At 29.2% G+C, this 16,705-nt stretch carries 13 protein-coding genes; 3 read left to right on the forward strand and 10 right to left on the reverse strand.

Going from position 1 to position 16,705, the window contains the following annotated elements:
- Positions 1-260: 260 nt before the first annotated feature.
- The 6 genes from Q0662_RS08065 to gcvP all read right to left on the reverse strand — a co-directional run bounded on the left by Q0662_RS08065 (position 261) and on the right by gcvP (position 6,834).
- Entirely contained in the window at positions 261-782 is a 522-nt protein-coding gene (locus Q0662_RS08065; protein ID WP_298948613.1) for a hypothetical protein, read from the reverse strand.
- Positions 783-790: 8 nt separating this feature from the next.
- Complete coding sequence (locus Q0662_RS12045; RefSeq protein ID WP_367181297.1) at positions 791-1,174, reverse strand: thiol-disulfide oxidoreductase DCC family protein; 384 nt, start codon at positions 1,172-1,174, stop codon at positions 791-793.
- Positions 1,171-2,169, reverse strand: coding sequence for an HTTM domain-containing protein (locus Q0662_RS08070; RefSeq protein WP_298948615.1), 999 nt, complete (start codon positions 2,167-2,169; stop codon positions 1,171-1,173). Before Q0662_RS08070 ends, Q0662_RS12045 begins: the two co-directional genes overlap by 4 nt.
- Entirely contained in the window at positions 2,150-2,812 is a 663-nt protein-coding gene (locus Q0662_RS08075) for a hypothetical protein (RefSeq protein WP_298948618.1), read from the reverse strand. The genes Q0662_RS08070 and Q0662_RS08075 overlap by 20 nt, the downstream gene beginning before the upstream one ends.
- Positions 2,813-2,865: 53 nt before the next feature.
- Positions 2,866-3,228, reverse strand: a complete 363-nt coding sequence (locus Q0662_RS08080) for a hypothetical protein (RefSeq protein WP_298948620.1) — start codon at positions 3,226-3,228, stop codon at positions 2,866-2,868.
- Positions 3,229-3,948: 720 nt separating this feature from the next.
- A complete protein-coding gene (gcvP, locus tag Q0662_RS08085) occupies positions 3,949-6,834 on the reverse strand; it encodes an aminomethyl-transferring glycine dehydrogenase (RefSeq protein WP_298948622.1) in 2,886 nt (961 codons plus the stop codon).
- A gap of 188 nt (positions 6,835-7,022) precedes the next feature.
- On the opposite strand from gcvP, the gene Q0662_RS08090 reads away from it, so the two are divergent.
- Together Q0662_RS08090 and serA are read left to right on the forward strand one after the other, a co-directional pair.
- Entirely contained in the window at positions 7,023-7,847 is an 825-nt protein-coding gene (locus Q0662_RS08090) for a hypothetical protein (protein ID WP_298948623.1), read from the forward strand.
- A gap of 139 nt (positions 7,848-7,986) precedes the next feature.
- Positions 7,987-9,879 carry a phosphoglycerate dehydrogenase gene (gene serA / locus Q0662_RS08095; protein WP_298948625.1) on the forward strand — a complete coding sequence of 631 codons (1,893 nt, stop codon included), beginning with the start codon at positions 7,987-7,989 and terminating at the stop codon, positions 9,877-9,879.
- 99 nt (positions 9,880-9,978) lie between these two features.
- Here serA and Q0662_RS08100 read toward each other — a convergent pair whose 3' ends face one another.
- From Q0662_RS08100 to dnaK, 4 genes are all read right to left on the reverse strand, one after another.
- A complete protein-coding gene (locus Q0662_RS08100; RefSeq protein ID WP_298948627.1) occupies positions 9,979-11,166 on the reverse strand; it encodes a C40 family peptidase in 1,188 nt (395 codons plus the stop codon).
- Between the two features lie 327 nt (positions 11,167-11,493).
- Positions 11,494-11,913, reverse strand: a complete 420-nt coding sequence (locus Q0662_RS08105) for a DUF2141 domain-containing protein (protein ID WP_298948629.1) — start codon at positions 11,911-11,913, stop codon at positions 11,494-11,496.
- Between the two features lie 175 nt (positions 11,914-12,088).
- Positions 12,089-12,619: a hypothetical protein gene (locus Q0662_RS08110; RefSeq protein WP_298948631.1), complete on the reverse strand. Its 531-nt coding sequence runs from the start codon at positions 12,617-12,619 to the stop codon at positions 12,089-12,091.
- A gap of 99 nt (positions 12,620-12,718) precedes the next feature.
- Positions 12,719-14,617 (reverse strand): molecular chaperone DnaK, encoded by a 1,899-nt coding sequence (gene dnaK / locus Q0662_RS08115; RefSeq protein ID WP_298948633.1) that lies wholly within the window; start codon positions 14,615-14,617, stop codon positions 12,719-12,721.
- A gap of 608 nt (positions 14,618-15,225) precedes the next feature.
- Between dnaK and Q0662_RS08120 the strand changes: the two genes are divergently transcribed.
- A complete protein-coding gene (locus tag Q0662_RS08120; protein ID WP_298948634.1) occupies positions 15,226-16,650 on the forward strand; it encodes an L-serine ammonia-lyase in 1,425 nt (474 codons plus the stop codon).
- The last annotated feature ends 55 nt before the right edge of the window (positions 16,651-16,705 follow it).

Here is a 16,705-nt window from a genome sequence, read left to right on the forward strand (position 1 = left end):
TTTACCTAAAAAGCCGTCCATAAAATACCAGACAGTCAAAACAAATCAACTTGCATTTTATTAATCGAACTCAGGTTTTAAGTTTATAATTGTAAATATAGGCAATTAATATAATAGATTAATACAATTGTAATAGTTTGGATAGTGTAAAAAAAATTAAATAAAATTTGAAAATAAATTATAGTTAATTTTATGTTTTCACAAGAAATTAAAAGTATAAATAATTTCCACATAGAACAAGTCAAGTATAAAATTTAAATTTAATTATTATGTTTTATACTTTTTTTCTTTTTCATAGTTACTAAAATTGTTATATACGATACTATACCTGCAATTATCGTTAAAACAAAATTTTGTAAACCAAAAGGTATTTTTCCAAATTTTTTAAACTCTTCAATTTCGTTTTGATTGTTATTTTTTGCTAGATTAATAAGACCTTGACTGTAATTTTCTGATAAACTACTATCAAAAATAAATATAAATGAATCCAATAATAAATAAGTGATAAATGAAATTATTAAAAGTAACAAAATTTGATAATAACGATTAATTGTTATAAAATTACTTTCAATATTTATTTTATTTAATTGATTAATACTAATAAAAGTTAGTGAAAAATAGAAGAAAAAACCACCTATAAACGGTAATAAAGAAACTTCAATTAATGATAAATTATCATAATTAAGATAAAAAGTTGTTATGAATGTAAGAAAAAAGGTTATAAACCCTATTAATATACCATTACTAATATAAGGTCTTGTTTTTTTAAATAATTTTTTCATAATATAATTTAAATTGTTCTTGATTTTATTTTTTTATTTGGAATTACACATTTTTTTTTGAATATAAAAAATCTATTTTTAGAAATTAATTGATAAATATAATCAGATAGAAATTTTGGTAGAATCTGTAAGAAAAGAAAAATAATGTAACCTAAAATACCACATCTTTTTAATATTAGCTTAATTGCTTTTGATTTAGAATATACTTTATTATCTTCAATTAAGTATATTGTATTTAAGGTATCGTCCAATCTAAATTTTTTTTGGTAAAAAGAAAATTTTTGACTTCTTTGGTCTAAAAAATAAAAATTAAAATTGTTATTTTCAATTACAAAATTAATAAATGAATTACATAAAAAACATTCTCCATCAAATAATATTATTCTTTTCATAATAGATAATTTTTTATAAGTAAATACATAACTCTTAACATAATTATTATAAATATCCAAATTCCAGATATTTTAAAGATGTTTTTTAATTTAATAGGATTACTCATTTTTTTTGTTTTTTTTTGAAAATTCTTTATTTTATTAATTGTTAATAAGATTTCTTTATTTGAAAAGAAAAAACCTTGAACTAGGATAAATACCACTTGAAAATCTAATAACATCATTAAGATTGAAATAGATATATGCAACATTATTGCTAAAATAACTAATATTTTTCTTGTCTTTTTAAACCAAATTAAAAAAGGATATGAAATTTCTATTAGTATAGTCATATATGTTGAAATTAAAACAATAAATGCGTTTTTTGCTATATAAAGATTAAAAGTTGTCCCTCTAAAACGTTCTAAAGAAAGTGTATAATATGTGGCAACACCATTAAACCAAACATCAGCATTTATTTTGTGAACAGCTGATAAAAAATACACCAAACAAAGATGTAATTTAATTGATAAAACACCCATATTTGAAATAAAATTATCAAACTTTTTGAACTCAGGGTTTTTATATTTTATTTTAGAGATTGAAAAATATTCATATGAATTAATAAACACCATATATAATAAAATAAATTTCAATAAATTATCACCACCATTTAATGTAACAGAATTTAATTGTTGCATTATATCAAAGATTATATAAAGCATAAAAGCTGTAAATTTCTTTCCAACACCAAAAAGATATAGGATAATAATAATAAGATATAGAATATTAAAATAATCGAAATTATTTCTTATAAAGTTAGTGTCAATAGATAATATTTCAAGTAAAAATGATTTTGTAGGAATATAAAATTCAACCCCCTTGTATAGTAAGTTTTTTAAACCGTTTGTAATTATAACATCTTTAATTAAAAATAAAGCTATAAAAACTCTAAATAATGCACAATAAAATGAGTACTCGAATTTTGTAGAATAATTATTTAATAATTTTTTCATCATTGTTTAAATTAAAAGATTTACTAATGTACATGTCTTCTGTTTTACATATATATATTATATTATTTCTCTCTGAAAAAGGTACTATTTCTATAAGCGAAATAGTTAATTTAATATTATAATTGTTGATATTTATATTATTTTTAATAGCTACATTTTTTGAGTAATTTTTTAAGGTTTTAAATCTCGAAGAATTATCTATTTCACTATCATATATTTTTTCTTTTTCTAATTCAGTAAATTTTTTATTCAATTTTTTTTCTTGATATTTAATAAACTCACTCGTGTTAATAACTGTTTCTCTAATATTATTAATAGAATTTGACAAAACATAATCTAGCAAGTCTTCTTCAGTATTAAATGGATTATTTTCACTTTTTGCTTTTGTTATAGGTTCAATAACTTCGAAAATTTGTATGTCTTTAGAATTAAACTTATTTTCAAATGTGTAATATAATCTTTCGTTTGTTTTTGGAGGTGGTGCAAAAAAACCCCATTTTTGATAAAAAAAAGAATTAAATAAATCTGAATATTCTAGTAGATTAATGTTAAGGTAATTTTTAGGAGATACAAAAATTAAAGTGGTCATCCAATAAAACACAAATATTAAAATAGATATTGATGATATTATTTTTCTAATCATAATTTACTTGTTTAAAGAAAGCTCTAATGATATCATTAGAGCTTTCATTGCCATTAATTTAATGAAACCATTTTCATTTTTTTTAGTTCATCTAATATTAATGAACCATTTTTCTCATCATTAACACTTGGCATAAAACAAGCAGTATTAATAGCCATTTCATCCATATACCTAGACAAATTTCTAGCCGCTGCTGCTGAATATCTTGCTGCGTATCTACCTGCAACCATAACAAATCTAGCTGCAGCAGCAGTAAATTGTACTTCTTGAGGATTTGCGTTCAAACTTGCAGAAGAAGAATAAACAACATTAGCTTCTCCGAAGTTAGAATTAGTTTTGTTTTTAAAACTCATTAGAGAAATTGAAACACTACATAATAGTGTTAAAAACAACATTTTTTTTGAAAAAAACTTCATAATACTTAATTTAATTGCTCCGTTAATGGTCTAGAGCGATTAGTTTTCGACCTTTTTCAGTTATCATTCTACTTTCAATCAGAGGTTGAATTTCTATTTTTTAAATTCCGTAAGTCGGATGTCCATAAATCTATTCTGTTTTTTGTTTAAATGATATCTGTCAATTTTTAAAATTTATTTCAATCGTATAGGTTTTATTCATTCGAGTGAGCGAGCCTTGTTGCCAACTCTTTATAAACAAATAAAAAGTTGTTATATCCCGTTTATAAAGTGGGTTATCTTTTCTCTTGTAAAAATAAACCCTAAAAACGATGTTGTCAATCCCTGAATTCAGGGATATTTTGGCATCCCTGAATCCAGGGATATTTATCCCTGAATTCAGGGATACAAATTTTTTAAATAAATGATAATCAGCACTTTATATTTTAGTGTTTTTTACACAAAAAAAGAAGGTTTAAAAAATGAAAAAGCTAGCAAAAGAAATTTTAGCTACTAATGTAGCTACCTTAACATCTATTGTAGTTTTGCTGAAATTAAATGAGATGAAGCGAAAGTTGGTAAAAAAGTAACTTGTATTCTTATATGACCGAGTTTTAATTCGTTATATATCAAGTTATCTAAGTTATGTTTTTTTTCGCTAAAACCCAACAGGTAAAAACCCTATAAAAAAACCACCTCAATTTTGAGGTGGTTTTGTATACTTAAAAGACACTGTGTGTCTTACATATAATCTTCTATTGGGTTGCAAGAACAAATTAAATTTCTGTCACCATAAGCATCATCAACTCTGCGTACAGTAGGCCAAAATTTATTGTCTGCAATGTATGGCAAAGGAAAAGCTGCTTGTTTTCTGCTGTAAGGTAAATCCCAATTATTTGCAGTTAACATTTCTTGTGTGTGTGGTGCATTTTTTAAAGGGTTGTTGTCATCCTCTTTGGTCGCATTTTTAATTTCTTCACGTATAGAAATCATAGCATCACAAAAACGATCTAACTCTGCAATAGATTCAGATTCTGTAGGTTCAATCATCATAGTGCCACCTACAGGAAAAGATACTGTTGGTGCATGGAAACCATAATCTATCAAACGTTTGGCAATGTCTACCACTTCAATTCCGTTGTTTTTAAAATCTCTACAATCTATTATCATTTCGTGTGCTGCACGTCCTTTTTCGCCTGTATATAAGGTTTTATAATGTCCTTGTAAACGCTCTTTAATATAGTTGGCATTTAAAATGGCGTTTTTAGTAGAATTGGTTAATCCTCTAAAACCTAACATGGTAATGTAGCCATAAGAAATTAAACAAGCCAAAGCAGATCCCCAAGGAGCAGCAGAAATGGCAGTTATGGCATGTTTGCCACCTGTTTTTATCATTGGGTTTGTAGGTAAAAAAGGCACTAATTGTGGTGCTACACAAATTGGGCCAACTCCTGGGCCACCTCCACCATGCGGAATAGCAAAAGTTTTGTGTAGGTTTAAGTGACAAACGTCTGCACCAATAGTTGCAGGATTTGTTAAACCTACTTGAGCATTCATATTGGCACCATCCATATAGACTTGGCCACCATTATCGTGAATTATTTTAGTAATTTCTTGAATTTCGCTTTCAAAAACACCATGTGTAGATGGATAGGTAACCATTAAGGCTGCTAAATTATCTTGGTGTTTTTCTGCTTTTTCTCGTAAATCTGACACATCTATATTTCCGTTTTCGGCAGTTTTGGTAACCACAACTTTCATACCAGCCATTACAGCAGATGCAGGGTTTGTACCATGTGCAGAAGCAGGAATGATACAAATATTTCTGTGTGATTCGTTTCTAGATTGGTGATAGGCTCTAATTGTCATTAAGCCAGCAAACTCACCTTGCGCACCAGAATTGGGTTGTAAAGATGTACCTGCAAAACCCGTAATAATATTTAATTGATGTTCTAGTTTTTGTAAAACTTCTTGGTAACCTTCTGCCTGATTTAAAGGTACAAATGGATGTATGTTTCCCCATTGAGGATTGCTTAAAGGCAACATTTCTGAAGCTGCATTTAACTTCATGGTACAAGAACCTAAAGAAATCATAGAATGATTTAAAGCTAAATCTTTACGTTCTAATTTTTTAATATAACGCATCATAGCTGTTTCAGATTGATACGTATTAAAAATTTCGTTGTCTAAAAAAGAGGTGTTTCTAGCAACATTTTCCTTAATTATTTCAAAATTAGAGTGAAAAGGTTCTTGGGTTAAAATTTGAGAAAATTGTCCACTATAATCTTCGTTTAAAGGATTTTGACGAGGTTTTAATTGCCCAAAAATAGTAAACAATTGCATCAAATCTTTTTCTGTGGTTGCTTCGTTTATAGAAATAGAAACCAAACTATCTGAAACGTAATTAAAGTTCACTTTAAACGATTCTGCAATTGGTTTTAATCTTATTGCATCAATTTCTACTAATAAGGTATCAAAATAAGAGGTGTTAAGCTGTTTAAAACCAGCTTTATCAAAATAATTAGCAACTAATTTTGTTTTATTATGAACAGAATCTGCAATAAATTGGATACCTTCTTTACCATGATACACAGCATACATACCAGCCATTACTGCTAGTAAAACTTGTGCTGTACAAATGTTAGAGGTTGCTCTTTCTCTTTTAATATGTTGTTCTCGTGTTTGCAATGCCATGCGTAAAGCAAACTCACCATTTTTGTCTTTGGTAACACCAATAATACGCCCAGGAATACTTCTTTTATAAGCTTCTTTGGTAGCAAAATATGCTGCATGTGGCCCACCATACCCTAAAGGAATTCCAAAACGTTGGGTAGTACCAACCACTACAGATGCACCAAATTCTCCTGGAGCTTTTAATTTTACGAGTGATAAAATATCTGCTGCAACAGCAACTTTTATATCATTATTATTGGCTTTGGCCACAAAATCTTCGTAGTCAAAAACCTGCCCTAATTTTCCTGGATATTGTAAAATAGCACCAAAATAATCGTCTGCAAAATCAAATTCTTCATGATTGCCCACCACCAATTCTATACCAATGGGTGTAGATCTTGTTTGCAATAAGGATAAGGTTTGTGGTAAAATTTCATCAGAAACAAAAAACTTGTTAGCGCCTGCTTTTTTCTTTGCACGTTCTCTAACATCAAACAGCAAAGCCATGGCTTCTGCTGCGGCTGTAGACTCGTCTAACAAAGAAGCGTTTGCCAATTCCATACCTGTTAAATCGCAAACCATGGTTTGGAAATTTAACAGTGCCTCTAAACGCCCTTGAGCAATTTCTGCTTGGTAAGGTGTGTAAGCTGTATACCAACCTGGATTTTCTAAAATATTACGCTGTATCACACTGGGTACAATGGACTCATGATAGCCCAAACCAATGTAACTTTTAAATACTTTATTTTTATCTGCTAATGTTTTAATATGACCTAAATACTCATATTCGCTCATTGCAGGATCCAAATCTAAGTCGTTTTTTAAACGAATATTGTCTGGCACAGTTTCATTTATTAATTGTTCTAAACTGTCTGCTTTAATAGTTGAAAGCATTTTTTCTTGCTCCTTTTTATTAGGGCCAATATGTCTAAGTTGAAACGAATTTGTATTCATTAATTGAGTTTTGTTTTCGACTGATTTCAATAGATTTAGTATACGTTTTAACACCCAAAAAATTGCTTAATTTTAAGGATGTACAAAAATAAGCATTAAAAGAAATCTTTTTTAGTAGAATTCTAAGAATTTCTAGTTAATTATTAACTAAAATTGAATGTTATAAACAGATAGTTTATTTTTGTTTAATGAACATTTTACAAAAAATTTTTAGTTTTTACATCAACGCTAGTATTCATGTGGCTTTGGCTGTATTTGCCTTTTTAAGACTCACTGAACAATATGTTAGTTTGCCTTATAATGAAAACTTAAATTATTTTATTTTTTTTGGTACCATTACAGGCTACAATTTTGTAAAATATGCAGGCGTTGCCAAATTGCATCATAGAAGTTTAACCAACAACTTAAAAATCATTCAGATTTTTTCTCTTATCTGCTTTATTATCATGTGTTATTACATGTGTTTGGTGCCTTTTACAACCTTACTTTTTTCTCTACCTTTTACCTTTTTAACTATTTTATATGCCATTCCCTTTTTAAGCGGATTTGATAAAAACTTACGACAAATTAGTTATTTAAAAATTATTGTAGTGGCTTTGGTTTGGACTGGTTTTACGGTTTTAATTCCGTATTTAGATACAGCACAAACACTAACCTATAATGTGTTTTTACTAAGCTTACAACGTTTTTTAATAGTGGTGGTTTTAATTTTACCTTTTGATATTAGAGATGTAAAGTATGATGCCATTTCACTGCAAACCATCCCCAAAAAAATAGGATTAGAAAAAACAAAAAGAGTAGGGCTTTCTTTGATGCTTTTTGCCTTATTAATAGAGTATGCAATTCATGCAGGAGATGGTTTTAAAAATGCCTTTATGGTCTTTTTTTTTATAATGCTCATTTTTTTGATGCGTGCCAAAATCAATCAATCTAAATATTATAGTTCTTTTTGGGTAGAATCTTTACCAATTATTTGGTGGTTGGTTCTTTTAGGATTTCATAATATTTTCTAGTTTTTTAGCACTATTTTATCAACTTATAGCTTAATGTAAAAAATTATAACAAATATCATAAAACTTTAAAATAGCTTTCTAATAAGCATTGATATTTGTAGTTTTACAAACGATAAATCAACCAAGATTTTATAAGAAAATGATTACCAAGAAAAGAAATTATATTTTCGATTTTGATAGTACTTTAACACGTGTAGAGGCACTAGATGTTTTAGCAGAACTTACGCTAGAAAATAATCCTAAAAAAGAAGAAATTATTCAAGAAATAATAGATATTACTAACTTAGGAATTGATGGCGAAATTTCTTTTACAGAATCTTTAGAAAGACGTATTAAGTTGCTAGAAGCCAATAAGTCAGATTTAGATGGTTTGGTTGAGGCTTTAAGAAAACAAGTCTCTAAATCGATAGAAAATAACAAAGAGTTTTTTGAAGAGTTTGCAGATGATATTTATGTAATTTCTTGCGGATTTAAAGAGTTTATAGACCCAATTGTGGCAGCATATAATATTCCATCAGAAAGAGTGTATGCCAATACTTTTGAGTTTGATAGCAATGGGAAAATCATTGGTTTTGATAGTGTGAATCCATTATCTCAGCACAATGGAAAAATCAAGTGTTTAAAAGATATGAACCTTGAAGGAGAAATACAAGTTATTGGCGATGGTTATAGTGATTATGTAACTCGTGAAGCTGGTGTAGCAGATAAGTTTTTTGCTTACACAGAAAACGTTTCAAGAGAAAAAACAACAGAAAACGCAGACCACATTGCCCCAAATTTAGATGAATTTTTATACATAAATAAGTTGCCTAGAAAAATAAGTTACCCAAAGAACAGAATTAAAATTTTATTATTAGAAAACGTACATTCAGATGCTTTTAAAAAGTTGACTTCTGATGGTTTTTCTGTAGAAACTGTATCTAAAAGTTTGTCTGAAGACGAATTGATAGAAAAAATAAAAGACGTACATGTATTAGGAATCCGTTCTAAAACCAACGTTACAAAAAAAGTAGTAGATGCTGCAGAAAAATTAATGGTAGTTAGTGCCTTTTGTATTGGTACCAAACAAATTGATTTAGATGCGTGTAAAGAAAAAGGAATTGTGGTCTTTAATGCACCTTATAGTAATACACGTTCTGTTGTAGAATTGGCAATTGGCGAAATTATTATGTTAATGCGTTCTGTATTTCAAAGAAGTACAGAAATACACAATGGTCAATGGCAAAAAACAGCAGCAGGTTCTAGAGAAGTGCGTAGTAAAAAATTAGGTATTGTTGGTTATGGTAATATTGGTAAGCAATTATCGGTTTTAGCAGAAGCTTTAGGTATGGATGTTTATTATTACGATGTTGAAGATAAGCTAGCCTTAGGTAACGCAACAAAAGTGAGTAATCTAGAAGCGTTATTGTCTATTTCGGATGCAGTTAGTTTGCACGTAGATGACAATGCAGCCAATAAAAACTTTTTTGGAGAAAGAGAAATTTCTCAAATGAAAGATGGAGCGGTTTTAGTAAACTTATCTAGAGGATTTGTAGTAGATATACCCGCATTAGTTGCTGCTTTAAAATCTAAAAAAATAGCAGGTGCAGCTATTGATGTTTATCCAGAAGAACCAAGAAAAAATGGCGAATTTATTACCGAATTAAAAGGACTAGATAACGTAATTTTGACACCTCACGTAGGTGGTAGTACAGAAGAAGCACAAAGAGATATTGCAGATTTTGTACCTAGCAAAATTATGGCATACATTAACTCTGGTAACACTGTAGATGCTGTAAACTTTCCAAACATTCGTTTGCCAAGACAAACCAATGCACACCGTTTTTTACACATTCATAAAAATGTACCAGGTGTGATGGCAAAAATTAATAAGATTTTAGCAAAATACGATCTGAATATCAACGGGCAATATTTATCTACAGACCCAAAAGTGGGCTATGTAATTACAGATTTAGATAAAGAATATAATAAAGAAGTAATAGACGAATTAAGAAAAGTAGAAGGCACTATTAAGTTTAGAGTCTTGTATTAAAATTGAAGTTTATAAAATATTAGACCTCATAGATTATATAATTTATGAGGTCTTTTTTGTTAAGTTATTCCAGTTTTTGCAACAAAGATTTATAATGATTTAAAGTTTTAACTTATCTCTTAAATCAATAATATTTTTGTCTTTAATCCCTAAATAACGTCTACTGCCTATGTATCTATTTTTGTTATATTCGTCATACAAAGGATGATTCGCATCCATAGAAGAAATATGTACATTTCCAGAAGCATGAATAAATTCTTGTTTATTATTTCCTAACCAAATACCTACATGTGTTACTCGTTGTTGTTTATTTAGGGTTGCTTTTTTTCCAAAAAATAATAAATCCCCTTTTTGCAAATCAGAAAAATTAAGGTTTACGTCTACTTTTTTACCAGCATGTATTTGTTGTGAGGCATCTCTAGGAATGATAAAACCATTCATTAAATACACCATTTTTGTAAAACCACTGCAATCCATTCCTTTGGCAGAAGTGCCGCCCCATAAATAAGGGAAGCCTTCCATTGTTTTTGCAATTTTTTCAACATTGCTTTCAGTTGGATTTAAATTATCTAACCAAGCATCATACATCAGTGCTTCATCTCTTTTAATAAAACCTACTCTATTGTCTGGGTACGCGACTTTAACGTAATTAGGATGTAAGGAAACAAGCTTTAAAATCCCTCCTAAAGAAATGTCAGAAACAATACTGGCATTAGTGCTTTTATCAGCATAAACATAACCAAAATTTTTGGTGTAAATTATTTTTTTATTATTGTCCCATTGGTCAAGTTCTTCTTTATTCATTAAGGTAATTCCACCTTTATCAACCCAAGAAATATACTTGTCTGGGGTTTGTATTCTGTAAAAATCGCCCTCATTATCTAGTACTTTTAAAGACATTCCAAGCAAACCTTGTGTACCTAATTCTGCAGAATGTTTAGGTGCAGATCTAATATTAATAACAGAATTTCTAGCAACAGCATATTTTTTATTACCTAAAGTAGTATCTGGTAAAACTCTAATTTTATTTACAAATTTAATCTCTAAAGATTTTAAAGTATCTAATAATTTTAGATAGGCTTCTTTAGTATCAGTTGTGCCAGTTACAATAATTTTACCATCAGAATAACCGAAATTAATATTAAAAATGGCAACTCTTTTGTCTGGTGCATATTGCTCTTGAATGCTTCTACTTACACTTTTTAAACCAGAAATTAATTTAGTATTGTTGCTGCAAGAAAACAATAGAATTACAATTAATAAAGAGAAGATTTTTGTGATTTTCATAAAAATATTTTTAACATTTTATCACAATAAAGATACTAATTTATTCATTTAAAATTATTTCTAAATTTAGAGTTTTTTATTTTTAGGAAGAATCAATTTTAAAGATGAAAAATAGATAGACGAACATCGTTATTTGTTAAAACCGCCAGTTGGTAACAAATAAGTTTAACATTACTGCGAATATATTATAATGGTAGTTGGTGGGCTAATCAATAGAAAAGACTATTGTTATAGCGAAACACCATTTTATTTGTGCCAATTACAAGGTAAATAATTGGGTGCAAAAGATTGGTGATCAAGCTAATTGTTAATCGGTAATAACCTGTATTATATGTTTAAGTTGATGGTTTTGTTTTCAGTTAACTGAAACTTCGCATCATTATATTTTGGTGGTCTTATAAACCCTTTTGTGTTGTTAGAAAACCCATAATCTTCTTTTGGGATTCCAATAAAATTGGTGTCCATTTTGTTGTTGTTGTTTTCGTCATGAAAAAAAGAAACAGCATATTCCCCTTTCGGAATATCTTTAAAAATATACGTTGTTTGTTTATCTATAATTTTTACAATGCCACCTTTAAAACTTTTTTTTAAAAAAGCTTCTTTTTTATCATATAACGCAACCAAAACGTTGCCTTTATTAGAGCTTAAGCCAGTAATGTTAATGGTTAAATTATACGTTTTTTCTTGTGCGTTTGTTGTAAGTGTTCTCCCAAAAATAATGGCTACAATTAAGATTAATTTTTTCATGTTGTGATGGGTTTTCTATTAAAAATAGCTGTAATTATTGTTTTTCTTAAACCGTTGCTAAAGTAGCAAAATCATCATCAATAATTATAAATTTAAATTTACTAAAAAGGAATTTATTAATAGCGAAAAATAAAACAGATTTCAAAGATTAATAACGTGTTGAATTGATTAGGTTTTAATTAAACTTACTTTTAATTTCCTGAAGTGATATATCCGAATTTATGAATTCAGTAACAATATTAAAGCGTAATTCTTCAGTTTTTAATTCAAAATAATTTGTCCATTTATCATCTTTAAGTAAATGATGTATTTGTTTTATTCTTTTTTGAGCTTCGGTATATGTAAATAAATAATGATTAGTTTCTTCTTTTGTTGGCTGTATTGTGGTTTTTTTAGCTTCAAAATCAACTTTAATGAAAAATATTTTTTCTGATGAATTGATAGGGTAGAAGTCTGCCCATTTTGCAAAACCAATTACAAATTGCTGGTTTTTATAATTGTTATTAGCTATCAATCTCCATCTACAATTGGCAACACGCCCCCAATGATTCGATTTTCTATACACGCCTTTCTCTGTATAAAAATAGATGCTGTTAGATTTACTTTTATAATAGGTGTTTTCTGGAAATTGAAAATCATCAACTTGTTGAAACTCGCAAAAAGTATGTTTAAAAAAGTTGGTTTGATTGTAAGTTTTCAAAAACATTTTTTGGTAAAAATAGTTAAAAGTCATAAAAAAACGCAACCAAATTAATGATTGCGTTTTCAATTTATATAGATTCTGAACTAGGTTCAGAGATTGGACTTATTTTACTTCCTCGAAATCTACATCCTCTACATTATCACCTTCATCTGCATTACCAGCTTCTGGTTGTGCTTGTTGTGCACCGGCATCTGCACCACCTTGTGCAGCATACATTTCTTCTGAGGCAGCTTTCCAAGCTTCATTTATCTTTTCCATAGCAGCATCTATTTGTGCTAAGTCTTTAGATTCATGAGCAGCTTTTAATTCTGTTAAAGCAGCTTCAATAGGTTCTTTTTTATCTACTGATAATTTATCACCAAACTCCTTTAATTGATTTTCTGTTTGGAAAATCATAGAATCTGCACCATTTACTTTTTCAGCAGTTTCTTTTGCAACCTTATCAGCATCTGCATTTGCTTCTGCTTCTTGCTTCATTTTTTCGATTTCTTCTTCAGATAAACCAGAAGATGCTTCTATACGAATATCTTGAGATTTTCCTGTAGCTTTATCTACTGCAGAAACTTTAATAATTCCGTTTGCATCAATATCAAAGGTTACTTCAATTTGTGGTACACCTCTTTGTGCTGGTGGAATATCTGTTAATTGGAAACGTCCAATTGTTTTATTGTCAGCAGCCATTGCTCTTTCACCTTGTAATACATGGATGTCTACAGAAGGTTGATTGTCTACTGCTGTTGAAAATACTTGTGATTTTTTTGTTGGGATTGTTGTATTTGCATCAATTAATTTTGTGAATACATTACCCATTGTTTCAATACCTAATGATAATGGTGTAACATCTAATAAAAGAACGTCTTTTACATCACCCGTTAAAACACCTCCTTGTATTGCAGCACCTAAAGCAACAACTTCATCTGGATTTACACCTTTACTTGGTGTTTTTCCAAAGAATTTTTCTACAGCTTCTTGTACAGCAGGTATTCTTGTAGATCCACCAACTAAAACTATTTCATCAATATCAGACTTAGATAAATCTGCATTTTTTAAAGCAGTTTCACAAGGCTGTATGGTTCTTTTTACTAAATCATCAATTAATTGCTCAAATTTTGATTTAGACAAAGTTCTTACCAAGTGTTTTGGTCCGCTTGCAGTTGCAGTTACATAGGGCAAGTTAATTTCTGTAGAAGAAGAAGAAGATAATTCAATTTTAGCTTTTTCGGCAGCTTCTTTTAAACGTTGTAAAGCCATTGGATCTTCTCTTAAATCCATGTTTTCATCAGCTTTAAACTCTTCTGCTAACCAGTTGATTATTTTTTCATCAACATCATCTCCACCTAAATGTGTATCACCATCAGTAGCTAATACTTCAAATACACCATCTCCTAATTCTAAGATAGAAACATCATGTGTACCACCACCAAAATCAAAAACAACAATTTTTTTATCATCATTAGACTTATCTAAACCGTAAGCTAAAGCAGCTGCAGTTGGTTCGTTTATGATTCTTCTAACTTTTAAACCAGCTATTTCTCCGGCTTCTTTTGTAGCTTGTCTTTGTGCATCATTAAAATATGCAGGAACTGTAATTACAGCTTCAGCAACATCTGAACCTAAGTAATCCTCAGCAGTTTTTTTCATTTTCTGTAACACCATTGCAGAAATTTCTTGTGGTGTATATAAACGACCGTCTATATCTACTCTTGGTGTATCATTATCACCTTTTACTACTTTATAAGGAACTCTTTTTACTTCTTTAGAAGATTCAGAAAACTTATTACCCATAAAACGTTTAATAGAGTATATCGTTTTTGTTGGGTTTGTTACCGCTTGTCTTTTGGCAGGGTCTCCAATTTTACGTTCTCCACCTTCTACAAATGCAACTATAGATGGTGTTGTTCTTTTTCCTTCAGCATTAGGTATTACCACTGGCTCGTTACCTTCCATTACAGAAACACAAGAGTTGGTTGTACCTAAATCGATTCCAATTATTTTACTCATAATATTTATTTTAATAATTTTTTAATTCAATTTTACGTTTACAAATAGTCAAAGTGTGTGCCATCTACATTTTTATAGAAAATTGTCAGTTTTTTTATTTTTTAATGAAAAATTATGTGACATGTTGACATATTTTCGTCTAATTTATTTAAAGAAATAACAATATTTTAAATTTATCTATTGAAATTACTACTTAAGTTTAAATAATATTTTGATTGATTTTAAAAGTTTAAAACTTTATGCAGATAATTAACGAAAAAGTGGTTTTAAATAAGCAATTTATGGAAAGTAAAAACCTGCGTTCTAATATCTAATTATTAACTGCTGAAACCAAAGTTTTAGAGGCATTAATCTTTAAAGCAGTTGTAGAAACTGTTTCTTGCTTTAAAGCTAAAGAATTAGACGAAGGTATTGAAGAGGTTTTAGAAAGAATTGGAAAGTCTGAAAATAAAATATAGTACTATAACTTTCGATATGCTAATTGAAAAATCTGAAAAAAGTCAGCTTATAGAATGAAATAAAAAGTTATTTTTAAATTATGTGAAAAAATAAAACTTATTTAGTTGTGTTTTTTACATTTACATTAAATAAATTGATTAATTTTAACAATGTCGCAATTTATAAGTGTTTTTGATATGCTAAAAATTGGTGTGGGGCCGTCAAGCTCGCACACTTTAGGTCCTTGGAGAGCCGCACAAGCCTATATTTCTAAAATTAGAGCAAATAATAAATTTGATTTGATTGATGAAATAAAGGTAGATTTATATGGTTCACTTTCTTTAACAGGAAAAGGACATGCTACAGATCTATCTATTTTATTAGGTTTAAGTGAGGCAGATCCAGAATATATACCTGTAGAAGATATTTTTATAATTGTTGATAGAATTAATACCCAAGAAGAAATTATTTTTAAAGGAGGTAAAACCATCCCTTTTTATAAAAATTCAATTATTTTTAATAGAGAGTTTTTACCTTTTCATCCAAATGGTCTTACTTTTAGGGGTTTTTTAAAAGGTGAAGAAATTTCTAATCAAACGTATTTTTCTATTGGAGGTGGATTTATTGTTCAAGAAAACGACCATTTAGAACAAGAATTAAACATTGATAAAAAGAATTTTCCTTTCCCTATAAATAAAGCCATTCAGTTAGAAGAGTATTGTGAGAAAGAACATAAAACCATTTCTGAAATTGTTTTGTTAAACGAGCTCGAATTAAATTCAGCAGAATTTATAGACAAAGAATTGTGTAGAATTTGGGAGACCATGTTAGAATGTATGTACATAGGTTGTCATACAGAAGGCAAGCTTCCAGGAGGTTTAAATGTGAAAAGGCGTGCTTACGAAACGCATCAAAAATTAATAAAAGATGGTGTTTATAATAATCCTCAACAATGGACTGCTGCTATAAGAAATACAGAAGTGAAATTTAGAGAAATTTTAAAATGGGTAAGTTGTTTTGCCCTTTCTGTTAATGAAGTAAATGCCTCTTTAGGAAGAGTTGTAACAGCTCCAACAAATGGAAGTGCAGGTGTAATTCCTGCAGTTTTAATGTACTATTTGGTGATTGAAAATCATACTGCAGATTTTGAACATATTAAAAAATTCTTATTAACTGCAGGCGAAATTGGTAGCATTTTTAAGAAAAACGCCACCATTTCTGCAGCAATGGGGGGTTGTCAAGCAGAAATTGGTGTTTCTTCTGCTATGGCTGCAGCTGCTTTAACTGAATTGTTAGGTGGTACAGTAGCACAATGTTTAGTAGCAGCAGAAATAGCGATGGAACATCACTTAGGTTTAACTTGTGATCCTATTGGTGGTTTGGTGCAAATACCTTGTATAGAAAGAAATGCCATGGGAGCTATAAAAGCAATTAACGCTGCAGAAATGGCTTTAGAAACCAACCCTAAAGATGTAAAAGTGCCTTTAGATACAGTAATTGATACAATGTGGGAAACTGCAAAAGACATGAATAAAAATTACAAAGAAACTTCTGAAGGTGGTTTGGCAGTTACAGTTAGAATGGCAGATTGTTAATATAAAAAAACCCAAAAACTATACGTTTTTGGGTTTTGATTGTCGTTTGAACGGT

Origin of the sequence: uncultured Polaribacter sp. (assembly GCF_947503855.1) — a bacterium.
Classification (GTDB): domain Bacteria; phylum Bacteroidota; class Bacteroidia; order Flavobacteriales; family Flavobacteriaceae; genus Polaribacter.